General features: G+C 43.4%; 22 protein-coding genes and 1 riboswitch. Of the genes, 4 read left to right on the top strand and 18 right to left on the bottom strand.

The features are described 5' to 3' along the window. Positions 1-430: 430 nt before the first annotated feature. The 18 genes from OCV88_RS00875 to OCV88_RS00790 form a co-directional block, all read right to left on the bottom strand. Positions 431-2668 (bottom strand): DNA gyrase/topoisomerase IV subunit A, encoded by a 2238-nt coding sequence (locus OCV88_RS00875; RefSeq protein WP_158423765.1) that lies wholly within the window; start codon positions 2666-2668, stop codon positions 431-433. An 18-nt stretch (positions 2669-2686) separates the two neighbouring features. Continuing rightward, entirely contained in the window at positions 2687-4609 is a 1923-nt protein-coding gene (locus tag OCV88_RS00870) for a DNA gyrase/topoisomerase IV subunit B (RefSeq protein ID WP_158423764.1), read from the bottom strand. A 290-nt stretch (positions 4610-4899) separates the two neighbouring features. Beyond that, positions 4900-5502, bottom strand: coding sequence for a C39 family peptidase (locus OCV88_RS00865; protein WP_158423763.1), 603 nt, complete (start codon positions 5500-5502; stop codon positions 4900-4902). Continuing rightward, on the bottom strand, positions 5489-7009 hold the full coding sequence (locus OCV88_RS00860; protein ID WP_158423762.1) for a Na+/H+ antiporter NhaC family protein: 1521 nt from the start codon (positions 7007-7009) through the stop codon (positions 5489-5491). Before OCV88_RS00860 ends, OCV88_RS00865 begins: the two co-directional genes overlap by 14 nt. 76 nt (positions 7010-7085) lie before the next feature. Beyond that, positions 7086-7255, bottom strand: a riboswitch (Lysine riboswitch). A gap of 88 nt (positions 7256-7343) precedes the next feature. After that, positions 7344-8030: a uracil-DNA glycosylase gene (ung, locus tag OCV88_RS00855; RefSeq protein ID WP_158423761.1), complete on the bottom strand. Its 687-nt coding sequence runs from the start codon at positions 8028-8030 to the stop codon at positions 7344-7346. Positions 8031-8098: 68 nt separating this feature from the next. After that, positions 8099-8860, bottom strand: a complete 762-nt coding sequence (gene hisF / locus OCV88_RS00850) for an imidazole glycerol phosphate synthase subunit HisF (RefSeq protein WP_158423760.1) — start codon at positions 8858-8860, stop codon at positions 8099-8101. After that, positions 8860-9480 carry an imidazole glycerol phosphate synthase subunit HisH gene (gene hisH / locus OCV88_RS00845; protein ID WP_158423759.1) on the bottom strand — a complete coding sequence of 207 codons (621 nt, stop codon included), beginning with the start codon at positions 9478-9480 and terminating at the stop codon, positions 8860-8862. The genes hisF and hisH overlap by 1 nt, the downstream gene beginning before the upstream one ends. Before the next feature lie 11 nt (positions 9481-9491). Then, positions 9492-11006, bottom strand: coding sequence for a sensor histidine kinase (locus OCV88_RS00840; RefSeq protein ID WP_158423758.1), 1515 nt, complete (start codon positions 11004-11006; stop codon positions 9492-9494). Between the two features lie 4 nt (positions 11007-11010). Beyond that, positions 11011-11685 (bottom strand): response regulator transcription factor, encoded by a 675-nt coding sequence (locus OCV88_RS00835; protein WP_158423757.1) that lies wholly within the window; start codon positions 11683-11685, stop codon positions 11011-11013. A 139-nt stretch (positions 11686-11824) separates the two neighbouring features. Next, positions 11825-12364 (bottom strand): nitroreductase family protein, encoded by a 540-nt coding sequence (locus OCV88_RS00830; protein ID WP_158423756.1) that lies wholly within the window; start codon positions 12362-12364, stop codon positions 11825-11827. Between the two features lie 11 nt (positions 12365-12375). Further along, on the bottom strand, positions 12376-13752 hold the full coding sequence (locus OCV88_RS00825) for a TrpB-like pyridoxal phosphate-dependent enzyme (RefSeq protein ID WP_158423755.1): 1377 nt from the start codon (positions 13750-13752) through the stop codon (positions 12376-12378). 573 nt (positions 13753-14325) lie between these two features. After that, positions 14326-15489 (bottom strand): iron-containing alcohol dehydrogenase, encoded by a 1164-nt coding sequence (locus tag OCV88_RS00820; protein WP_158423754.1) that lies wholly within the window; start codon positions 15487-15489, stop codon positions 14326-14328. After that, complete coding sequence (locus tag OCV88_RS00815) at positions 15479-15952, bottom strand: cupin domain-containing protein (protein ID WP_158423753.1); 474 nt, start codon at positions 15950-15952, stop codon at positions 15479-15481. Before OCV88_RS00815 ends, OCV88_RS00820 begins: the two co-directional genes overlap by 11 nt. A gap of 365 nt (positions 15953-16317) precedes the next feature. After that, the gene (locus OCV88_RS00810; RefSeq protein ID WP_158423752.1) at positions 16318-16833 is read right to left on the bottom strand and encodes a uroporphyrinogen decarboxylase family protein; all 516 of its coding nucleotides are present in this window, start codon (positions 16831-16833) and stop codon (positions 16318-16320) included. A gap of 122 nt (positions 16834-16955) precedes the next feature. Beyond that, entirely contained in the window at positions 16956-17213 is a 258-nt protein-coding gene (locus OCV88_RS00805) for a type 2 periplasmic-binding domain-containing protein (RefSeq protein ID WP_158423751.1), read from the bottom strand. Between the two features lie 210 nt (positions 17214-17423). Beyond that, on the bottom strand, positions 17424-18314 hold the full coding sequence (locus OCV88_RS00800; protein ID WP_158423750.1) for a LysR family transcriptional regulator: 891 nt from the start codon (positions 18312-18314) through the stop codon (positions 17424-17426). A 185-nt stretch (positions 18315-18499) separates the two neighbouring features. Continuing rightward, positions 18500-19501 (bottom strand): MBL fold metallo-hydrolase, encoded by a 1002-nt coding sequence (locus OCV88_RS00795; protein WP_262590563.1) that lies wholly within the window; start codon positions 19499-19501, stop codon positions 18500-18502. Between the two features lie 250 nt (positions 19502-19751). Further along, positions 19752-20444, bottom strand: coding sequence for a 5'-methylthioadenosine/adenosylhomocysteine nucleosidase (locus tag OCV88_RS00790; protein WP_262590562.1), 693 nt, complete (start codon positions 20442-20444; stop codon positions 19752-19754). 558 nt (positions 20445-21002) lie between these two features. Here OCV88_RS00790 and mtnK point away from each other — a divergent pair. The 4 genes from mtnK (at position 21003) to OCV88_RS00770 (ending at position 24936) form a co-directional block, all read left to right on the top strand. Further along, positions 21003-22226, top strand: a complete 1224-nt coding sequence (mtnK, locus tag OCV88_RS00785; protein WP_158423748.1) for an S-methyl-5-thioribose kinase — start codon at positions 21003-21005, stop codon at positions 22224-22226. Positions 22227-22477: 251 nt separating this feature from the next. Then, positions 22478-23707 (top strand): M24 family metallopeptidase, encoded by a 1230-nt coding sequence (locus OCV88_RS00780; RefSeq protein WP_158423747.1) that lies wholly within the window; start codon positions 22478-22480, stop codon positions 23705-23707. Between the two features lie 74 nt (positions 23708-23781). Beyond that, a complete protein-coding gene (locus OCV88_RS00775) occupies positions 23782-24561 on the top strand; it encodes an SDR family NAD(P)-dependent oxidoreductase (RefSeq protein ID WP_158423746.1) in 780 nt (259 codons plus the stop codon). A 27-nt stretch (positions 24562-24588) separates the two neighbouring features. Beyond that, the gene (locus tag OCV88_RS00770; RefSeq protein WP_158423745.1) at positions 24589-24936 is read left to right on the top strand and encodes a cupin domain-containing protein; all 348 of its coding nucleotides are present in this window, start codon (positions 24589-24591) and stop codon (positions 24934-24936) included. Positions 24937-24962: the final 26 nt, after the last annotated feature.

Here is a 24962-nt window from a genome sequence, read left to right as displayed (position 1 = left end):
TATTATGTCTCACAAAACATTTACTGCCACACTTTCAAACGTAAATGAAACCGACGCATGTCGGTTTCATTTATGTCTGTGTGGTATAATATCATAAAACCCCACATTATGTCAATCATTGATATTTTCTTAACTAAAGCCATGCAGATAAAATATCACACAGAGTCTTTGAGGGAAAAATTTATTTTCCAGAAAAAACTCCAGTTCACACGTCATCTGAAGACATGCAGCTTTGTGCTTGCACAAGGAGCTGTATGACCATCAGATGACGGATACAGCGCTGTTTTATGAGCAAAGTCTGCTGCGAAGCAGCAGGATTGCACCGCAGGTGCCTTTGGGAATAGCGCGGGTGGACTGTGGGGTATTTTAGCTATACGGCGCAAGCCGTGAGCGAAAAAACGCTTCGTTTTTGAGCTCGGCCGGCTAATGCCTACTTCCTTACCCCTTTGGTGTCTCTCCCCGCCACGTGCAGCCGGTTTAAATATATTTCTTTTTCTTTGACAGTGACAGTTTTTATATCATCCTCACCCAGAACATAAAATGCCGCCAGCCCGTCTCCCTGAGATAACTTCATTCCACGGACTCCCACTGCCGCTTTCTTCTTCTGTGGTATTTCTGGAACTGCAATTCTTAAAAACATATTTTTCTCAGACTGCATCACAAGAGTATCCTGTTCGGATACAGGTGTAATTCCAAGCAAGGTATCCTCCGGATTCAATTTTGTAGCCGCCGTGGTCCGTTTTGACACGTCAAATTCGCAGCCGTCCACCTGTTTTAGCATAGAAGCTTTCGTTACAAACAACAGCTTTTTATCCTTAAGGGCTAAAAGACTGCTGATAAATACAATCTCTTCTTCACTGCTGGAATAATTGCTGAGATTGTCTATGGGAATCCCCTTATCCCGGAACTTTCCAAAGGGAAGATCTAAAACTTTCAGCAGATGCATCTGTCCTGTGTTGGTAAAAATACAAATTTTGTCTGTATTTAAGCAGGTAAGCACTGTTTTATTCTCACTGTCCGCAGCCTCTTTGTTCCGCTCATAAACAGACACATCAATGGTTTTTGCATATCCAAACCGGTCCATAAGAAATACTACCGGCATCTCTTCCACTTTCTTTTCTTCGTATACTGCCTCTTTGGCATTTTCAATAACAGTCTTTCGAGGCATGGCATACTCTTTCTTAAAAGCCTTTAATTCCTTGATAATTACTCTTGCCATGGAGGCTCTGCTGCCCAGAACATCCTCATAAAACGCAATATTTTTCAGCGTTTCTTCATGCTCTTTCATTAAAGCCTCTATTTCCAGGCCAATCAGTTTATACAAACGCATTTCTAAAATAGCAGCAGCCTGACGCTCTGTAAAACGAAGCTGGGAAGCCATTTTTTCTGAAAGCTTTGTTTTAAATTTGATTCCGGCTGTATCCCCGGTAATCAGACAGTTTTTGGCCTGTTTAATATTTTTGCTGCCCCGGAGAATTTCAATGATCAAATCAATCACATCGCAGGCTTTTATCAGACCTTCCTGGATTTCTTTTTTATCCAGCGCCTTTGCCAGCAGTGTTTTGTATTTCCTTGTGGCAAGCTCATACTGAAAGTTCACATTGTGGCGGATGATTTCCACCAGTCCCATAGTCTCCGGTCTTCCTTTGGCAACGGCCAGCATATTCACCCCAAAGGTATCTTCCAGACGTGTTTTTTTGTAAAGCATATTGCACAGATTCTGAGCATCCGCACCTTTTTTCAGCTCAATCACAATGCGGATTCCATCTTTAGAGGACTGGTTGGAAATATCCACAATATCTGTTGTCTTTTTGCTTTCCACAAGACCATAGACATCATTTAGGAATTTGCCGATATTAGCCCCCACCATTGGATACGGAATCTCAGTAATTACAAGACGTTCCTTTCCGCCTTTCATCTTCTCGATTTCTACTTTCCCACGGATTTTTATTTTTCCGTTTCCGCACTGGTAAATCGCAGCAAGATCATCCTTATTTACTACAATTCCACCTGTGGGAAAGTCCGGTCCTTGTATGATCTTAAGCATCTCTTCTGTAGTAATATCCGGATTTTTCATATAAGCAATGACACCGTCAATTACTTCACCAAAATTGTGAGGGGGAATACTGGTGGCCATACCAACGGCAATCCCTTCGGCTCCGTTAATCAGAATATTGGGCACCTTCACCGGAAGTACTGCCGGCTCCTGCTCTGTGGCGTCAAAGTTGGGAATAAAGTCCACCACATCTTTATCTAAATCTGACAGATACGCTTCCTGCGTAATTTTCTGCAGCCGCGCCTCTGTATAACGCATAGCCGCCGCTCCGTCCCCTTCGATGGAACCAAAATTACCGTGGCCGTCCACCAGCGCCATCCCGTTTTTAAACTCCTGGGCCAGCACCACCAGCGCCCCGTAAATAGAGCTGTCGCCGTGAGGATGATATTTACCCATAGTATCGCCAACGATTCTGGCGCATTTTCGATACGGCCGGTCATACCGGATTCCCAGCTCATGCATATCGTACAGCGTCCGGCGCTGTACCGGCTTTAATCCGTCCCGTACATCCGGAAGCGCCCGGGCCACAATTACACTCATGGCATAGTCAATATAAGATTTCTGCATTAATTCCGCATAATCCGTTCGGATAATCTGCTCCTGCGTTTCCATTTTCCAATCTCCTGTCTATTAAATATCAAGCTCTGCATCCCCGGCATGTTCATAAATAAACGCTTTTCTGGGAGGAACATCGGTTCCCATAAGCATTTCTGTCACATCTGAGGCCATACGGGCATCTTCAATTTCTATTCGTTTCAGCATCCTGGCAGCCGGATCTAAAGTTGTCTCCCACAGCTGCTGAGCTGACATCTCTCCTAATCCTTTGTAGCGCTGCAGTGTAAAAGAACCTTTATGGCTTTTCCGGTAACGCTCCAAAGCCGCATCATCATACAGATATTCCTCCTCACCTCTGGCGGGAAGCACCTTATACAGAGGCGGCATTGCCACATATACATGGCCTTCAAAAATAAGCTCCGGCATAAAACGGTAAAACAAGGTCAAAAGTAAGGTAGAAATATGAGCACCATCCACATCCGCATCGGCCATAATTACAATCTTATCATAGCGGAGCTTCGTAATATCAAAGTCATTTCCATATCCTTCTGAAAACCCGCATCCAAAAGCATTGATCATAGTTTTTATCTCAGCATTGGCCAGCACCTTGTCAATACTTGCTTTCTCTACATTTAAAATCTTACCCCGAATAGGAAGAATCGCCTGAAAGCTGCGGTCTCTGGCTGTCTTGGCTGAGCCTCCGGCAGAATCTCCCTCCACAATAAATATTTCGCAGACAGACGCATCTCTGCTCTCACAGTTGGCCAGCTTGCCGTTGGAATCAAAGGAGAACTTCTGTTTTACCAGCAGATTTGTTTTTGCCTTTTCCTCTGTTTTCCGAATTTTTGCCGCTTTTTCCGCACAGGCAATTACCGATTTTAAAACTTCCAGATTTTTATCAAAATACAGCTGAATTTCTTCATTTGTTACCTTTCCGGTTACCCGGGCCGCATCCTGATTATCAAGCTTTGTCTTCGTCTGGCCTTCAAACCTGGGTGCCGGATGCTTTACAGATACAACCGCCGTCATCCCGTTTCGCACATCGGCCCCGGTAAAGTTAGAATCCTTTTCCTTTAAAATTCCAAGCTCTCTGGCATACTGATTTATCACTGTTGTAACCGTTGTTTTAAAACCTGTAATGTGAGTTCCGCCCTCTGCATTGTAAATATTATTACAAAACCCCAGAATATTTTCGTGAAACTCATTGGTATACTGAAAAGCAGCCTCCACAGCAATCCCATCAGCCTCTCCCTTCAGATAAACCACCTCATGTATCACCTCAGACTTTTTATTCAAATCCTTTACAAAACCGATAATCCCCTCTTCTTCATGATATTCCACATGCTCCGGCGTCTCCCGGCGCAGATCATCATAAATAATAGTCAGATCAGGATTCAAATATGCTGTCTCATGAAGTCTGCTTTTTACTTCCTCCCCTTTAAAATCTGTCCGCTCAAAGATTTCCGGATCCGGAAGAAAATTAATTTTTGTACCGGTCTTTCTGGTTTTAGAAAGCACCGGCAAAAGCCCGTCTTCTAATGCAACCACCGGAATGCCTCTTTCATAACGGTCGTGATGTACGGCTCCGTCCCTGCTGATCTGCACATCCATATAAACAGATAATGCATTTACAACAGAAGAACCCACACCATGCAGTCCGCCGCTTGTCTTATAAGCCGAATCATCAAATTTACCTCCTGCATGAAGTGTGGTAAATACCAGACGGGCTGCGGACATCCCCTTCTCATGCATTCCTACCGGAATTCCCCGGCCGTTATCTTCCACGGTACAGGAACCGTCTTTTTCAAGTGTTACATGGATTCTGTCACAGGCCCCGGCAAGATGCTCGTCCACTGCATTATCTACAATTTCATAAATCAAATGATTTAAACCTTTTCTGGACACACTTCCTATATACATACCCGGGCGCTTGCGCACTGCTTCTAATCCTTCCAGCACGGAAATACTGCCGGCATCATATGTTGTCTTTACTGCCATTTGTTTCCCCTTTGATCAAATTTTATCCAAACATTTGTTCTCTGTTTTTTCTCTTTTGCTAGTTTACCAGAAAAAAACCTTTTTGTAAAATCCTAATTTTCCCCGGAATTGGCAGACACATTCATCTTATTAAAAGGTCTTTGAAAGGTCTGTTTTCCCAAAAAACTGATCCGGTTTTCTTAATATAAAAAAGAACGGACTGCCTGTCAGCTATGATCTGACTTAAGCTGTCATCCGTTCTTTTTTATATCAACACCAAGTCTCGCGAGAGCGAGACTTGAATCACTGTTTTATTTTTTTATAAGTCCCACTGCCTGGCTGTACTGCTTTTCATAGCGGTCTTTTACCAGTTCTTTTGGATAGCGTATTACTCCGTTATTTTCCCAGGGATCGTTAAATATATAATGCTCTTCGTCGTATCCCACAAGCAGCATACAGTGTTCATTAGATCTCCAGGTAAATTTTTTCCCGGAACCAAAAAGCCGCCAGTCCGGCCCGGTTATCATATCCCGTAAATTGATGGTAGCCCAGAAAACCACAGGCATATCATGGTTGATATAAGTTTCCATTAGTTTCTCAATACTGCTTCCGGTCTCGTCAATCACATGATATTCATCACCGATTATTTTTTCAAGAGCCTTACAGATCACCGGAGCATAGCAGCCCATAGAATCGGAATCATAAGGATTTCCGGCAAATTTCTCATAAGGATCCGGTCCCCAGACTTCTCCGTCTATTTCTTTGAAATCTTCCTTTTCCAGATACTCATCCACAAACTCCTGAATAGATATCTGCCGCCCCAGATACCGAAGCAGCATCACTGCGGTAACGCTCTCGCATCCGGTTGGCGCTTCGCAGGTCTGGTCCAGATATGGTACATTAATCAGCTTCATTGACAACTGCACCTTTCCGCTTCTCTTTTGCATTAATAAACAACAGCACTGCCAGCAGTATCACAATAGAAACAGGCAGGGATATCAGCCAGGACTGTGTCAGTCCGGAAATAATATATCCCACCACACAGACAGCTACAACAACGGCCGCATACTGCATCTGCGTCTGCACATGGTTAATGTGATTACTCTGCGCTCCAGTGGATGACATAATCGTTGTATCCGAAATTGGTGAAACATGATCTCCACACACACAGCCTGCCATAATAGCAGCCACACAAATAACCATTGTGGTAGGAGCATTGTAACACATAGGCACTGCAATTGGAATCATAATACCCATGGTTCCCCAGCTTGTACCTGTGGAAAATCCCAGGAAAATGCTGATGGCAAACATTGCCAGGGGCATAAAGGCATTAAATGCAGCCCCCTGTCCAAAGATTCCGGTTACAAAGGCTGCCACATCCAGCTGATCTACTAATCCCTTAAGCGTCCACGCAAGTGTCAGTACCAGCAGCGCCGGAACCATAAGCTTAAAGCCTTCCACGAGACTGCCCATAAAGTCCTGAAACTTTACAATTTTACGGGGCACATACATAAAAAGCATTACAACAAGGGTTACAAAGGTTGCAAATACTAAAGACAAAGATGCGTTGCAGTTGGCAAATGCATCCACTACATTAGCGCCCCCATTTAAATAACCAGTATAAATCATTCCGAAAACTGCCGTACCGATTAATACAAAAATCGGTACTAAAAGATCTGTTACCCGTCCTTTATCACTTCCCTGCAGTTCACTTTCCGACATCTCTTTAAACTCATCCCCGGTGGTAAATAAATCACCATTTGCCGCATTGATTTCATGCTGTTTCATTTTCCCGAAATCCAGCAGCATGGCGCTGGTAAAGAACACCATTACTAATGTCAGAATTGCATATAAATTGTAAGGAATTGCATTTAAAAACAGCTGAAAGCCATTTACATCATATTCCTGGGGCACATAGCTGGATACAGCTGCCGCCCAGCTGGATATAGGCGCAATAATACAGACCGGAGCCGCAGTAGAATCAATCAAATACGCCAGTTTTGCCCGGGATACTTTATGTTTATCCGTAACCGGCCGCATAACATTCCCCACAGTCAGACAATTAAAATAATCATCCACAAAAATCAGAACTCCCAGCACCGACGTGGCGATCATAGAGCCCCGCTTTGATTTAATTCGTCTGCTGGCCCATGCACCGTATGCTTTAGACGCTCCGGACCTGGCTAAAAGTACAATAATCATGCCAAGCAGAACATCAAATATAATAATGTTCATATCAATATTGTTCACCGTTGAATCTACAATTGTCGTAAATGTCTCCCACGGATGAAACTTCGCCAGAAACAGTCCGCCTAAAAGGCAGCCCGTAAACAGCGAAATGTACACTTCCTTGGTAATAAAAGCCAGAATAATGGCTACCAGAGGAGGCACAATAGCCCACAAGGTTCCTACAAAATCCATCTCTCATTCTCCTTCGTTTTCCCGAAAAAAGAGACCTTCGCAAATCATTTTTGCAAAAGTCTCTCACTTTCTTTTTCTTCTGCAAAGCACTCCACACTATGTGACAGTCCGCACCGTATTTCAGTACGCCCCAGCACCCGCCGCCACACAGCCCGGCAGATGCTTCGGCAGATACCCCTTTTGGCCCCTTCCGCTGTATCGAAATTTCCGGAGCTTACTTATGATATCCGCGCCTCATTGCATTTATTGTTTTTATATTTGTACATCATATCATGATGGTATACCGTCGTCAATAGATGATATAAAACCTATTCTTTTACACCCCATGGTTCTATCAAACCCCTCCCTTTACATTTTCAATCTGCCAGTCTACCGGTTCAATTCCATGACTTTTTAAAAATTCATTGGTTCTGCTAAAATGCCGGCATCCAAAAAAGCCCCGGTAAGCGGACAGCGGACTTGGATGGGGTGCTTCTAAAATCAGATGCTTTGGATTATTGAGCATACTTTTCTTCATCTGAGCCGGTCTGCCCCAAAGCAGAAATACAATGGGACGATCCTGCTGGTTTACTGCCTCTATCACTGCATCGGTAAACTTTTCCCATCCGATTCCCCGGTGGGAATTGGCCTGGTGAGCCCGCACAGTCAGGACCGTATTAAGCATCAGCACCCCCTGCTTTGCCCATTTCACCAGATAACCATTGTCAGGTATGTAACATCCAAGGTCACTTTGCAGTTCCTGATATATATTTTCCAGGGACGGCGGAATCTCCACCTTGGGTTTTACAGAAAAACACAGCCCGTGTGCCTGACCGTCATTGTGATATGGGTCCTGGCCAAGAATCACAACTTTTACGTCATTTAAAGGTGTCAGATGAAACGCGTTAAAAATATCATCCGGCGCCGGAAATATTTTTCTAGTTTGATATTCCTCTAGTACTTTCTGATACAGTTCTTTATAATATGGTTTACGAAATTCAGCCGCTAACGGCTGCTGCCAGTCATTGGTAATCGGCGGCATACTCCCATCTCCTTTTCTTGTGCAATTGTAAGGAAACCGGGACAGCTTCCCGTTTCCTGCAGCTATTATTATATTCTTACAGAAACACCTCTGTCAGCCAGATAATGCTTTAAATCCATAATTTCCAGTTCCTTATAATGAAACAGTGACGCCGCCAGAGCCGCATCTGCTTTTCCTTCCGTCAAGGCATCATAAAAATGCTCTTTGATGCCGGCACCGCCGGAAGCTATCACCGGAACAGAAACATTTTCGGCAATGAGCTTAGTAAGTGAAAGATCATACCCTGCTTTTGTGCCGTCACAGTCCATACTTGTCAAAAGAATCTCTCCGGCGCCTAAGCTGTCAGCCTTCATGGCCCACTCCACCGCGTCAATTCCCATATCAACCCGGCCGCCGTTTTTATAAATATTCCAGCCCGAACCGTCCTTTCGGCGTCTTGCATCTATTGCCACTACTACGCACTGGCTGCCAAACTTATCCGCAGCCTGGCTGATGAGCCCCGGATTCATAATGGCAGAGGTATTGATGGATATCTTATCTGCTCCTTCCCGCAAAAGGACTTTAAAATCCTCAACTGTCCGGATGCCTCCGCCCACAGTAAAAGGAATAAAAACCTTTTCCGCTACTTTGCGCACCATATCAACCACAGTGGCCCTGGCTTCCGAGGAAGCTGTAATATCAAGAAAAACAAGTTCATCCGCCCCCGCTTTATCATAAGCTGCCGCGATCTCAACCGGATCCCCTGCGTCCTGAAGATTTACAAAATTGACACCTTTTACTACCCGTCCGTTATTCACATCCAGACACGGAATGATTCGCTTGGTAAACATCAGCAGTCTCCTCCTTTCAGTCCGGCAAAATTTTTTAAGATTCTCAGACCTGCCGCACCGCTTTTTTCCGGATGGAACTGGCAGGCAAATACGTTCCCCTGCTCCACAGAAGCATGTATGCAGGTGCTGTAATCAGTTACCGCCTTTACAATCTGTGAATCCTCAGCCTGAAGATAATAGGAATGAACAAAATACACATAAGGATTGTCTTCCATCCCCTGATACAGGCGTCCGTCATTTTGAAGTTCCAGGGAATTCCAGCCAATATGGGGGATTTTTAGCCCTTCCTTATCAGGTATTCTGACAATCTTTCCTTTTAAAACTGAAAGGCCGGATACCCCGGGACTTTCCTGGCTGCTTTCAAATAAAAGCTGCAGGCCCAGACAGATGCCAAGCAGCGGCGTCTTACGCCTTACAATCTCATAGATCACCTGGTCCAGCCTGCGTTCCCGCAGGCAGCTCATTGCATCCCCAAATGCTCCCACCCCCGGAAGGATCACCTTATCTGCCTGAAGAATCTTTTGTGCATCTCCCGTAATCAGGCTCTCTTCACCCAGATAATAAAGAGCCTTTTCCACGCTTCTTAAATTCCCTGCTCCATAATCAATAATCGCAATCATTGTTCCTCCCCTTACAAGCCAAGTTCCAGCCAGAATTCCACGCCATCTTCATGGTTAATCACACCGCATTTCTGATGGAAGGAATCCATAATAGCTTTTACAATGGACAGTCCGATTCCGCTGCCTCCGTATTCCCTTGTTCTTGCTTTATCTACTTTATAAAATTTCACCCAGATATTATCCAGATCCTCATTTGGAATCTGGCTTCCGGTGTTAAACACACTGATACGCAGCCGGTCCTCTTTTTTCTCATAAAAGATCCGGATTTTCTTTTCTCCATCCGCATGATGAATGGCATTGCTCAAAAAGTTGGTTACAACCTCTTCCACTTTAAACTCGTCCGCCCAGACGTATTCCTCCGGCAGATCCATTTCAACTGTAATTTCACTTTGTTCCAGCAGAATGGAAGATGCATTTACAATCCCGCAGATCAGCTCTGTTATATTGAACCGTTCCATGGAAACCTGATCGTTTCCAAACTCCAGCTGATTTAATGTCAGCAGCTTTTTCACCATCTTATTCATTTTATCTGCTTCATCAATAATAACGTCACAGTAAAACTCTCTGCTCTCCTCATCATCATTGATACATGCCTGCAGACCTTCCGCATATCCCTGAATCAATGCCAGAGGAGTCTTTAACTCATGGGAAACATTGGAAAGAAACTCCTTTCGCATCTCATCAATCTGCTCTTTCTTTTCAATATCCTGCATCAGCTCATTATTGGCAGATTTCAGCTCTGAAATGGTCTGTTCCAAGCGTTCAGAGAGCTGATTCATATGGATTCCCAGCTGATCAATCTCGTTTCCCTTTTCCATTTGCTGCATCTGCTTTTTATACCACTCCGCTCCCCGGTACTTATTCCATCCGCCCCGAATATATTTTGCATTAAAATCCAGATCCACCATCCGCTGGGAAATCTCAGACAGCTGCACCACAGGCTTCGTAATCTTCTGAGAAACTATGATACTGATAATAATGCTTCCGGCAATGGCACAGATCCCCACATACAGAAGAAACTGATTGGCAATGCTGGAACTTTCACGGATACCCTCCATTGCAGTCCGCATTAGAATCAGGTTTCCGTCATTTAAAGTCCCCCAGAGAATCAGATATTCCGCATTGTCCATACTGGCATCTTTGATGTGCTCTAGTTTATAATTGCTGGTCTGTTCAAGGACAGTATCACCGGAGCTTCCAAACAAAATATTCAGAAACTGGCGCTGAATGGTCCGGATATCATTTACGGAAGACCGAAGAGGGGTTCCGTCAGAGCTCATAATAATAACTGACATATTCTGATTGGAACACATCTGCTCAAAAGACGCATCAAACTGGCTGGAATACAAAATCCCGTCACTGCTGGCCGTCTGGATACTTTCAAAATTCTCCATTAACAAATGTTTCTTCTGAAAGGTATAGAACATTCCAAGAAACGAGGTGTTAATTATAAAGCAGGCCAGAATGGCTCCGGCCACCAGGCAGATAATGATTGCCATAATCTGTCTTGTCAAAGAACGTTTCATTCACTTATACCTCAAATTTATATCCCATGCCCCAGATTGTTTTTATATATTCACCTTTCCCGCCCATTTTACTGCGCAGTTTTTTCACATGGGTATCAATAGTTCTTGCATCTCCAAAGTAATCATAGTTCCATACATGGTTTAGAATTTTTTCTCTGGAAAGAGCCAGACCTGCATTTTCCACAAAATAAGAAAGCAGCTCAAACTCTTTAAAACTCAAATCAATGTCATTACCGTCAATAGTTACACGATGTGCCGCTTTATCAATTACAATTCCGCCGGTTTCAATGACTTCATTGGGGTTTCGGCCGCTTGTCCTGCGCAAAATCGCCTCCACTCTGGCCACCAGTATCTTGGGACTGAAAGGCTTTGAAATATATTCGTCAACCCCAAGATCAAATCCCTGAAGTTCGTCACTTTCATCTCCTTTTGCCGTCAGCATAATAATAGGCACCTTCGACGTCTGACGGATTTCCCTGCAGACTTCCCAGCCGTTCATTTTCGGCATCATCACATCCAGAATAATCAAAGATATTTTATTATCTTCATAAAAACAATCCAGAGCTTCTTCTCCGTTCTCTGCTTCTATGACTTCAAAATCATTCTTTACTAAAAAGTCTTTCACAAGCTTTCTCATTCTGCTCTCATCATCTACCACAAGAATTTTTAATTTTTCCACTTTAAGCACCTCACAATCTGATCAGATTATAACACAAAATTGTGCCCACAATGTGATAAAAATAAACAGAATTTTAAAGCCGGAAACTGACGTCTCTTTACAGCGCTTGTCAATTCCCGGCCATTTTATTTCCTGACTGTTATTTATTTATATAATTGGTGTCAATACGGTCCATAGGCACTTCCCGCTCTTTGAATACTTCTTCTGTCTCTCCGATTACAACGGAACCTGTTGGCACAAATCCTTCCGGAAGATTTAACCTTTTCACCAGTTCTTCCTTCTGGCTTAATGCAGCTGTCGCACCATAAATGGCGCAGCTTCCAAGTCCAAGATCTGTAGCTGCCAGACACATGTTATGCACGATCATTGCAACATTGGCACAAGGCACATTGTCCTGAGCCGCCACACCGGTCCTCTTTGTAGATACTACAATCAACACAGGGGCATGATACAATGGAGTTTTTGAGAGATCTCCGAAAAACTCTGCTCCCGCACGGTCAATTTCCTGAATCAGTTCCGGATTCTGAATTACGGTCATATGAACCGTCTCGTACTTTGCCATTCCAACCGGTGATGCATTGGCCGCCTTTAAGATCGTCTGCAGTGCTTCAGAAGAAACTGCTGTGTCTTTATAGCTTCTTACTGATTTTCTGCTTAAAATTGTTTTCATTGTTTCCATACTTTTACCTCCTATTTATGAACATCCGGCAGGGAAGCAAACCCCGGTTTCAAATCTTCATCTGACGGTATATAATCACTCATTTCCCCGTCATTAAATCTCTGATATGCTACCATATCAAAGTAGCCGGTTCCTGTTAATCCGAACATAATGGTTTTCTCTTCCCCTGTTTCTTTACATTTTAATGCCTCATCAATGGCTACCCGGATTGCATGGGCACTTTCCGGAGCAGGCAGGATTCCTTCGATTTTAGCAAACTGCTGAGCCGCTTCAAAAACTGCTGTCTGCTCTACAGAACGAGCTTCCATCAGTCCGTCATCGTAAAGCTGAGACAGAGTAGAACTCATCCCATGATAGCGCAGGCCGCCGGCATGGTTTGCAGATGGAATAAATCCGCTTCCAAGGGTATACATTTTTGCAAGGGGGCAGACTTTTCCTGTATCGCAGAAATCATATGCATATTTTCCTCTTGTAAGACTGGGGCAGGAGGCCGGCTCAACTGCAATGAAACGATAATCCTTTTCTCCTCTTAATTTTTCACCCATAAACGGGGAAATCAGTCCTCCCAGATTAGAACCGCCGCCGGCACAGCCGATAATAATATCCGGCGTAATGTTATATTTGTCCATAGCGGCTTTCGCCTCTAAACCGATAATAGACTGATGAAGCAGTACCTGAGACAGCACACTTCCAAGTACATAACGATATCCTTCTGTATTTACGGCAACTTCTACTGCTTCTGAAATCGCACAGCCAAGACTTCCTGTGGTACCCGGATGCTCGGCAAGGATCTTTTTCCCGATCTCTGTTGTTTCCGACGGAGACGGTGTTACACTGGCACCATAAGTACGCATAACTTCCCGGCGGAAGGGTTTTTGTTCATAAGAGACTTTTACCATGTATACTTTACAGTCAAGGTCAAGATATGCGCAGGCCATAGACAGGGCAGTTCCCCACTGACCGGCTCCGGTCTCAGTAGTCACGCCTTTTAATCCCTGCTTTTTCGCATAATATGCCTGAGCAATGGCAGAATTTAATTTATGACTGCCGCTGGTATTATTTCCTTCAAACTTGTAATAAATCTTTGCCGGTGTCTGAAGCTTTTCTTCCAGACAATACGCTCTTACCAAAGGCGCCGGGCGGTACATTTTATAAAACTTCTGAATCTCTTCCGGAATATCAATATAAGCATTGGTATCATCTAACTCCTGTTTTGCCAGCTCTGTACAAAACACCTGGGATAACTCCTCTAAAGTCATAGGCTCTAATGTTCCCGGATTCAAAAGCGGTGCAGGCTTATTTTTCATATCCGCCCGGACGTTATACCATTGTGTAGGCATTTCACTTTCTTCTAGATAAATTTTGTATGGGATCTTTACTTCGCTCATAGCTGCTCTCCTTTCGCACTTTCACATAACATGGTATCCTTCCCTCTGGCTATTGAGGGGCCCGGACACTTTACACAACGCCGCAATACCGTAAAGCAGTAAGAATATTTTTGCATGGTCACACAAAGTGTGTGTTTCTACCATAGGAGAATTCAGAAAACTTTCCTGTAGTACAAAAAAACACTCCTGTCTCAACATTAACTGCTGGGACAAGAGTGTGTAATATCTGCTCCTGCGGTGCCACCCGGCCTTGACTTAAAAAAGTCCGCTCAACGTATACCAACATATACATTCTTTGTTAACGAAGTCTGTTCTCCGTCTCACCTACTGTATTTCAGCTCGCCCTCAAAGTCCATTCCAAACTGTCTTTGCTGCTGCATTCCCACCCTCTGCAGCTCTCTGGAAACCAGTGTCAGTCTGTACTTACACTTTTTCATCGGTTTATTGACATAAAATTTAACACATTATCTTAGATTTGTCAATCATTTTCACAATTTTAAGCTGACGGATTTCAGATCAGATTTCAGATCATACGGTAAGCAGTTCCCTGCTTAAGGTTCTCCTGCAAACTTCTTAATAAGCTTCTTTTAGAATTTTTAATATATCCTCTCCGGATAATTTCCTATATCCGCCGCCTAACACTGTGGATTCTGCAATCAGCGGAAGCATTTCCTCCGTGGCATTAAGCTCCCTCAATGTTGTGGGAAGCCCAAGGAGTTTTATAAACTCAGAAAGTTTCTTAATTCCCTCTAAAGCTGCTTCCTCCTTTGTCATGGAAGCCGTATCTACCTTCCAGACTTTTTTTGCAAAACGTACAAATTTATCCAGTCCATAAGTATATATATATTTATAGTACGGAACTGACACCGCAGCCAGTCCGGCTCCGTGGGCACAGTCTGTATAAGCCCCCAGCTGATGCTCTATCATATGTACTTCCCAGTCCTGTGCCTTTGAAAGCCCTGTCATTGTGTTTAACCCCACTGCGGCGCACCACATAATATTGCTCCTGGCCTCATAATCACAGGGGTCAGACAAGGCTGCCTTGGCACTGTGAATCAGTGATTCTAATATCCCCTCAATAAGATAATCGGTAGTATTATCATCCTCTCCTGAAAAATATTGTTCCATAAGATGAGACATCGTATCAAAAACGCCGCTGGCCATCTGATATTTTGGAACCGTATAGGTGTACTCCGGATTTAAAATAGAAAACTTGGGAAACACATTGGACGGATAAACCCGGCCGGCTTTGATCTTCTCATCTTCATTGGTAATGACAGACCCGCCGTTCATTTCCGAGCCTGTTCCGGCCATAGTAAGCACACAGCCCACAGGAACAACCGGGTGATCTATTTCTTCAAAGTTTATCCAGTAACGCTCCCAGGGATTTCCCTGGCAATATGCAGAAACGGAAATTCCTTTTGCGCAGTCAATGACAGACCCGCCTCCTGCAGCCAGAATCAGGTCCACCTTATGTTCCCGCACAAGCCGCACCCCTTCCATCATCTGTACATAGGAAGGATTTGATTTTATACCGGACAGCTCTACTACCTTTTTGCCTGCCGCCTGCAGAATATCTGTCAGCTTATTATACAGTCCTGATTTTTTTATAGAGTTTTTTCCGTAAATCAGCAGAACATTTCTCCCGTATTCTGACAACTCCTTTTCCAGATTGTCAAGGGCCGTTTTTCCAAAATATATTTTTGTTGGGTTATGGTAATAAAAATCAATATTCACTGTTTTTTGCTCCTTTCATACTTTCATGATTCAAGGCTTCATATTCAGAATCTGATACAGGTTCACACCATTCATTACCGGTATTCTCTCCCGGGACTTCCACAGCAATATGACTGAACCAGGAATCTGCCTTTGCACCATGCCAATGCTTTACCTCTGCCGGAATCGTAATTACACATCCCGGTGTAAGACTAACAGCTGCTTTCCCCTCTTCCTGATACCAGCCCTCTCCTGCCGTACAGATTAAAAGCTGTCCGCCGCCTTTCTCTGCATGATGGATATGCCAGTTGTTGCGGCATCCCGGTTCAAACGTAACATTTGCCAGAAACACCGGGCACTGCTGGGGATTTGTCAGCGGATTCAGATAAGAATTTCCAATAAAATACTGAGCATAGTCTTTATTAAATGAACCGGTTCCAAATACATTCATCTGTTTAAATTCATCTTTATTTTCTGTTTTCATTTTATCAGCGTTCTCCTCTCTGATATAAAATACAGGCACCCGCCTGGAATGCCTGTATTTTATATCTATATTATTGTAATGTCTAATACTTATAAGGAATCCACAGAAATGCCTGATAAGCATCTCTTTAAACTTTGGAATCTGAAACCTTTGTATGCTGCATTCTCATATCTTGAAAATCCAGCCCCGGGGAGCTTGGCTGTTTATATATCTCTATTTATATATCTCTTTACCACATTTTTCAATTTCATCAATCATAATATCTCTCCACCACTGATTCCCAGGCAGAGGCATAGGCATGTAATTTCCCCCTTTGGCATTGACAGCCACATTTTTTTGGATTCTGCTTCTGATAAAGTCTTCCGTCAGAGTTCCTGACAGATCGCGCCTTCAAAATCCTGATACTGTGGTGTAGTATGGTAGGCAAGCTTATTTCCGGTCACTGCCTTTAACGTTGGAATATCATTAATCTCCTGTCCCTGCCAGGAATCCACACCAATTTCTGCAAACTCCGGCACAATCTGTTCCATAAACCCGCAGCTGTGAAGTTCAAAAATCATTCCAAGTTCATGAGTTTTATCCACTGCTTTTTTCAGCTGAGGCTTGAAAAATTCTCTCCACACCTCCGGCGAGAAAAACATATTGGTCTGCGTTCCATAATCGTCATGAAACATAATAACATCCGGGCGATAATCCGGAGCAAGGGCATTAATGTTGTCCTCTCTTTTCCACGGTACTCCAAACCAGTCAATACCATCCTGAACAAAAGGCGGCCTTTCATGAAACGTATTGCCTCTTACTACCAGCAGCGCCTTATCTGGCGGAAGCTCATCTGTCATTTCATGGTGAAAAAACGCAAGTACTCTTTCTTTGTCAGTCATTTCATTTCCCTCACTTTACAGTTTTATAACAGCTTCTCATGTCTTTTGACTAATCATCTCATGTACTGCCTCAGCAAATTTCAACACTTCCGGTTTCTGATTGTCCTTTCTATATTCCATCATTAATATTCCTGTGGATTGTTCTTATGCATACAAACCACCAGCGGAGACTTGGCCACCGGCTCGTGAACCAAAATATCTCCCTGATACTCTGACATATCATATCGAATCCGAAAAACAACGTCCAGCTTGTGGTGGAGAAGACTTTTAGATATATCGTACCCGTGGGCATTTGCCACAACAGTATCATAACCCGGATATTTCTTATGAAAAAATTCTGTTGCCGGAAGCACCATAAGATTGGGATTGTGAGAATCCAAAACGCCGATATTTACCGTTGTGCCAAGGCCGCCTGCCAGCAGTGAGAAGTATGAAGAAACTCTGACGCCCTTGATATACTTTTAAACTCCGCTGCCGCAATAAAATAGCGAATCTGCTGTAATGAAATATTTGACAACATATTTTTCAAACATCCTTTTTCTATTATAGTTTACTTTCAACACCCGTTAGTGAGAAAAATTTCGATAAGTTTATTCCTTTTCTTCCGACATTCGGCTGCACAGCTCCAAAACAGGACGAAACTTTTCATATTTTTCCCGTCTGCACACAGCTACGACTCTCACCGGTTCTTCCTCAGGAAGTGTAATTGCCTTTAAGAGCTTCGGATACTGTTCTGCCAGATAAGGGTCCAGGAAAGCAAAACCATGTCCCATCTTTACCTGATTGATCACACTGAATATGTTTGGATAACCACGCTCTTCACAGTTTCTGATTCCAAGCTTTTTCATGGCATTTTTCTCATACTGATAAATTCCCCGTCCGATTTTTTCATCCAGATGCACCCACACACTTTCAGAAAGCAGCTCCGCATCAAAGGTACCCTTTTTTCCGAGATCAGTCTGTCTTGCGCAGATCACGCATCTCTTAAATTCATCCAAGACGCCCCAGCAGACATCCCCGTACTGAGAAAGTTCATAGGCAAAGGTTACTACAATATCCAGCCTGTCCTGCTCCAGAAATTCATAAAGCTGTTTCAAATCATAATTTTCCACAACCCATTGGCTCTCCGGAAAACAGCTCCGTACCTGCCGTTCTATTTTTTCCCGCACAAACTCAAAATTAAAGGAGTTAAAAAATCCAATCCGAATCGTATCAGTTCCCGCTCCGGCCCGGCGCACATTCTCAAGGGCAGTTTCAATATCCTGAAAAATCACCTGAAATTCTTTCCACATCAGCTCTCCAGCTGCCGTCAGCCTTACTTCCCGCCGGTTTCGTTCAAACAGCCTGACACCGATTTCCTCTTCCAAAAGACTGATCTGTTTACTTAAAGATGGCTGAGCAATATACAACGCTTTTGCCGCCTCTGTAAAGTTCAGGCGCTTTGCCGTTTCCATAAAATATGCTATCTGATTTAAGTTCATAACATTCCCCCGATTTTTTATCTGATATCAGGCTATCATACTCTATAGAAAAACTCAATCGTATAGAAAACTATATACAGCCATAAAAATACCGCCCCCAATGGCCAGATTTCTCAATCTGACTTTTGGGAAGCGGTTCATTTTTAATATTATGATTTCACTTGGACTCAGATACAAATGCCATTCTATGGTTCCACAGACATTCCGTCATGAGCCAGAATCGTTTCGCCTTTATATCCCTGCTCCTTATATGCTTTGGAAACAGCGTCGATATCAACGGCACCTCCAAGGTGAGACAATACCAGCTTGCCAGGCTGCGCTTGTGCCATTAATTCTCCAATTTCTTCGCTGGTAATATGGGATTTTTTAAGACTTGCTTTCATCCCTTCTCTGGCTTCTTCGGGCAGATCTGAAAAATCACTGGTAAGCATACCATCCATAACTACAATATCAGCACCCTTTGCAAATTCCGCAAATTCTTTTTTATACATCATATCTCCGGAAATAACAATACTCTGTCCATCTGCTTCAAAGCGGTAAGCATAAGCTTCAATGGTATGAGGAACCGTCATTGCTTTAATTTTTACACCGTCCAGTTCAAACTCATCCTTTTCTTTTGTCAGATCACGAATCTCCACATTGGTCAGCACACCATCACTGGAAAATCCAACTCCATTACTGCGGTATTCCAGATCTGTCCGGTAGAAATCAACCGTCATATCATACAGATTCTGTACCCCCGGTCCGATTAAATCCAGCTGCCGGCGTCCTTTGGGATCTCCCCAGCCGCCTACAAAATAGGTCCAAAAATCTGCATTGTGATCATTATGCTGATGTGTAAATAATATATTATCAATACTTGTAATAGGCAATCCGGCATTGGCCAGTGTATAAGCAGACATTGCTCCGCAGTCTACCAGAAAATATTTATCCTTATACTGAACCAGTGTAGAATTTCCTCCGGCATTTGTATCAAATTTGGGATTTCCTGTACCAATTGTTACAATGCGGAATCCATCCGGCTGGGTTTCAAAAATATTTTCCTGCGCCTGCTTTTGTTCCGGCTCAGATGACACTTCTGCCTGAGACACAGAGGTCTGAGCAGAGGGTTTTTGCTCTTTCTGGCATCCGGTAAGAACTCCTGCCGCCAGGGTCAGGCAAAGTCCTAATACTAACAATTTTTTCATGTAAGTTTCCTCCTCTTTCTTCTTGGTCTTATAATTGTTTTCGTACCATAAAACCGGCAGGAACATTCAAGTCTTGCTCTCGCAAGACTGTGTGCGCGATTCGGGTCAGCTTAGCTGACAATATTCTATTCCCAAGCGCTGCACATCTGATATATCCCCGCCGCTTCATCTGTTTTATTATAAGTTACTTAGAGGAAACCGTAAAATATATAAAAGCTATCAACTGATAGCTTTTATATATAAGTATTTCTTATTTTCCATATTCTTTTAACACATCCAGCACAATTTCAATAGAAATAGCTGCCGCCTCGTTGGCAAAGGCCGGAAAATCTTCCGGAGCGCTTCCGTCTGCATCATCTGAAATTGCCCGGATAATAACAAACGGTACATGATTAATATAGCAGGTCTGCCCGATACTTCCGCCTTCCATCTCCGCCGCAATAGCCTGAAAATGTCCTGTGATAAATCTTTTCTGTTCCAGTTTATTAATAAACTGGTCACCGGTTGCAATGGTTCCCACCTGATAATTAACGCCCATAGCTTTCACGCAGTGTTCTACAATAGATACCAGTTTTTTATCACAGGGAATATTTACCAGATTAATTCCCCCTAACTCTCCCTGGGCATAGCCTACCGGCGTCAGATCCATATCATGCTGAACAACACTGCTTGCAACAGCCACACTTTTAATTCCCAGTTTCTCTGACAGATTTCCCGCCACACCTGTGGTAATCAGAGCATCTACCTGAAACTTCAAAATCATTGTCTGGGCACAGACTGCAGCAAACACCTTTCCCATTCCGCAGACTGCCAGTACTACATCTGTTCCGTGAATCGTTCCGGTTACAAAATCAATTCCGCTGACGGTCACCGTCTGTGAATTCTCAACCTTTTCCTTTAAACCGTCAATCTCTATCTGCATTGCGCCGATAACACCTATCATAATATGTATCCTCCAAAATTTTATACAAATCCTTATTACCTCTTTACAACGGAACCATGATAGCACAGAGACGCCAAAAAAGTCAATTTCAGAACCAATATCCCCTCCAACTATGCTATAATGTAACTGCTCAGCAAAAAATCAAGCGGCTGTGAAGCAGACATTTGATTTTTCCTGAGCAGTTAACGACAGAATCAAAGAGTGCTGAAAGCACGGCAGATGCAACGCAGATGGATTCTGGCGTCTTTTCTCAATCAGCAAAAAATCAAGCGGCTGTGAAACAGACATTTGATTTTTCCTGAGTAGTTAACGACAGAATCAATTAGTGCTGAAAGCACGGCAGATGCAAAGCAGATGGATTCTGGCGTCTTTTCTCAATCAGCAAAAAATCAAGCGGCTGCAAAGCAGGCATTTGATTTTTCCTGAGCAGTTAACGACAGAATCAATTAGTGCTGAAAGCACGGCAGATGCGCAGCAGATGGATTCTGGAGTTTTCTCAATCAGCAGAACATCAAGCGGCTGCAGTTAACGACAGAATTACAAAATTGGAGAATTATTATGGCATATGATACTTATTTTTTAATGAAAGCAGAAGATGTTCCTGCCTATGTGCAGGAAAAGATCCACTATTTTAATGGAGATACACTGTTGGAAAGTAAAGAAATCGGGGACGGAAATTTAAACTATGTGTTTCGGGTTACAGAGCCGTCCACCGGCAGAAGCATTATTGTAAAACAAGCCGGACCTGAACTTCGGATTGCGAAAAGTCTTCACGCCTCTATTGACAGAGGCCGTATTGAAAGTGAAATACTCCGCATCCAGGATCAGTGCTCTCCCGGAAGCGTTCCCAAAGTCTATTTATATGACAGCATTATGAAAACCATTATTGAAGAAGATATGGTAGGCCATACTATGATGCGTACTGCCCTTTTAAACCATGAAATCTTTCCGCTTTTTGCAGACCAGATCACAACCTTTATGGTTTACAGTCTTCTAAAAACAACCGATGTCTGTATGGAACATAAAGAAAAGAAAGAATCCGTCCGTTCTTTTATTAATCCGGAACTGTGCGAAATTTCTGAAGATCTGGTTTTCTCAGAACCTTTTATGGATTATAACCACAGAAATAATGTATTTGCCCCCAACAAAGACTTTGTGGAAAAGGAGCTTTACCAGGATACTGCCCTGCAGCTAGAAGCCGCAAAACTCAAATTTGAATTTATGAATAATGCCCAAAGTCTGATTCACGGTGATCTTCACACCGGCTCTATTTTTATTAATCAGGAGCATACCTTTGTATTCGATCCGGAATTCGCATGTTACGGACCTATGGGATATGATGTTGGAAATATCATTGCCAACCTATTTTTTGCCTGGTGCAACGGCGATGCCGTCATAGAGTCTCCAGAAGAAAAAGATATCTTCTGCGGATGGTGTCTTTCCTGCATCAGCGATGTTATAGATCTGTTTATTTCTAAATTCTCTGTCTGCTGGGATGAAAATACAACAGATACTATGGCAAAAGTTCCGGGATTTAAAGATTATTACCTGAAAACGGTATTGTCTGATACTGCTGCCATGGCAGGTTTAGAGTCCATCCGCCGGATGGTGGGTCTTGCCAATGTAAAGGATATCACCAGTATTACAGATGAAAGCAAGCGGGCCCGGGCAGAACGCATTGTCATACGGCTGGCAAAAAATTATATTATGAACAGAACACATTTCTTATGCGGAAATGATTATATACAGGCAATCAAAAAAGCCATCGCAGCAGAATCATAACCTGTTATTACAAAATCCTCTCCCTGCCTGAGGCAGTACGTCCAATCTTTAGGTCCCTGCCGTGGCAGGATTCTTTTTTACTCTATAGGAAATACTGTGTTCCGATAAATAAAAGCACCTATTTTCCAATATCAATTTCTATTATTTATCAATCTAATAATTACAAGTGATTGGACGCTTCCCCTCTTCCATTCTAAGATAAAGATAACAAAAACAATTATTCATCCAAACTATAAAGGAGGTATCACAACATGCCATTTGGAAAATATGATGTCGATTATGAACAGCGTCTGGATATGGATCGTCTGCGTGCTTATCGTGTCATGCGTACACATCAGGCAATGGAATCTTTTGAAATGGACGGTTTTTTAACCTTTAATGCAGACAGTATCCGTTATGTCACATCTGCCTATGTCACTACTCCCATGAGGCCAATCGAACTTCAGGGAGCTTTTATCAGCCGCACCGGCGACCCGTATTTCTTTGGAGGCGGCACGCCTGCAGAAGAACGGAAACGTATGCCGTGGATGAAAGGAAATGTATTTCCGTCCCGGGGTACAGCTATGCCGGGTACCGGTTCCCACGACCCTGTCGTAGAGGCATGGGTTGATACAGTACTTAAAATTCTTGCCGAAGAGGGGCTCCCTGCAAAAACCATCGGTATTGAATCCAGCTGCATGTCATACTTTACGGACGCTTTTGCACGCAAAGGGGTAAAATGCGTATTTGCACGGCCAATGATTATGCAGGCGCGTTCTATTAAAAATATAGATGAAATCAACATTATGAAACTCACCTGCGCCAATGCGGAAAAAGCCTTTGCCCGTATTCAGGAGTTTATTAAACCCGGCGTAAGGGAATGCGATATTGTCGGCGTCGGAATTAATGCGCTTTACGAAGAGGGATGCGACCATACCGAAGATTTAGTATGTATGTCCGGACCGCATACTTACCCTTACAACTGGACTTTTACAGACCGCATGGTACGCCCCGGAGACCTTATCTATATTGATGTGGACGGAGCTTCTTATCTCGGTTACAAATCCTGTTATTACCGTACATTCAGCTGCGGAAAAACAACTCCGGAGCAGGATGAATGTTTTAACCAGTGTATCGAAATGATGGATAACGCCTTAAAGGTTGTAAAGCCAGGAAATACCATTTACCAGATGTTAGACCAGTTCCCGGAACCGTCTTTCTGGGGTCGGGAATCCTGGAATGAAGTGGACGCCCTGGCAATGGCGCACGGTCTTGGCCTTGGGCTTCATGAACTGCCCCATGCAACCAGAACTGTCCAAAAAATCTCTCAGGCGCCGGATATTGAATTCCAGCCCGGACATGTTATGGCGATTGAAACTTATGCCGGCTCAGAAAAAGGCAATTTCGGGGTGCGTCATGAGGATATGTTTGTCGTAACAGAAGACGGATATGAATTAATTTCAAAATGGCCCCGCAATCATATTACAGAATGTTTTGTGTAAGATCCGCACAGCGGCTAAATATACGATCTCTTCTCGTTTACAAAAATTTATCGTTCAGAAAGGAATGAAACAACATGAAAAATGCATTTGATTTAACAGGGAAAAAAGCGGTTGTCGTGGGCGGCGGAGGCGGAATCGGAAGCGCCATTGCAAAGGGACTCGCATTTTATGGCGCCGAAGTAGTCATTACCGGTCGAAATCTGGAAACACTGGAAAATGCTGCCGCGGCTATTAAAATAGAAACAGGGAAAAACGTTATGTGTATCAGCGCAGACGTTACTTCTGAAGAAGCAGTAAAGGAACTGTATGCAACAGCAGCTTCTATGCTGGGACAGGTAGATATTCTTGTTAATTCTCAGGGATATAACCAAAAATTTCCCATTAACGAAATGCCGCTGAATGTATGGAACGGCATGCTGAATACAAATATAACCAGCGTTATGCTTACCTGCAGAACATTTGCCCAGGGCATGATAGAACGTGGCTGGGGACGTATTATCAATGTTTCTTCTATCCGCGCCGTACGCGCCGTTAATCAGGGTATGGGAAATACCTGCTACAGCGTAACCAAGGCTGCCGTCTCTATGCTGACTGCATCTTTGGCAGCGGAATGGTCCAAAAAAGGCGTTACCGTAAATGCTGTCGGACCCGCTATTACAATGACAAAAACGATGGAAAATGTATTCGCTCAGAATCCTGGCGTTAAGGACAGTCTTCTTGCCAACATTCCGATGGGACGTCTCGGTGAAGCAGACGATAACATCACGCCTGTCATTTTCCTTGCATCGGAGGAATCCGATTTTGTAACCGGACAGTGTATATACACCGACGGCGGTTCCAGCGTAATCGTTTAACTAAAATTATCAGAAAGGAACTTCATTATGGCAAATATTAAAATCACGAAAAAAAACGAAGGATATACTTACGAGGCTCCCGGACATTTTGACTGTGTTCTGACCCGCCTCCATGATGCAGCTGATATTTCAGAAGGCAATATTACGGTGGGGCTTTCACGTTTTATGCCGGGAGGCGGCACAAACTATGGTCCGGTTCCTCTGGAGTCTGTCTATTATATAGCAGAGGGACAGATACTTTTTAAAGATGATACCGGCACGGAAACCCTCCTTACCAAAGGCGACAGCGTGCATGTGGGCGCAAATGTTCAAAAGAGCGTTGTAAATAACGGAACAGAAGATACCCTTATGCTGGTAATTCTTAAAATGAAATAAATACTTATTTTTCTTTATTTTTTACT

This window comes from Brotonthovivens ammoniilytica, from assembly GCF_025566885.1.
GTDB classification, from domain to species: domain Bacteria; phylum Bacillota; class Clostridia; order Lachnospirales; family Lachnospiraceae; genus Brotonthovivens; species Brotonthovivens ammoniilytica.
The sequence above is the reverse complement of the archived record's forward strand: the minus strand, read 5'-3'. Positions and strand labels throughout refer to the sequence as shown.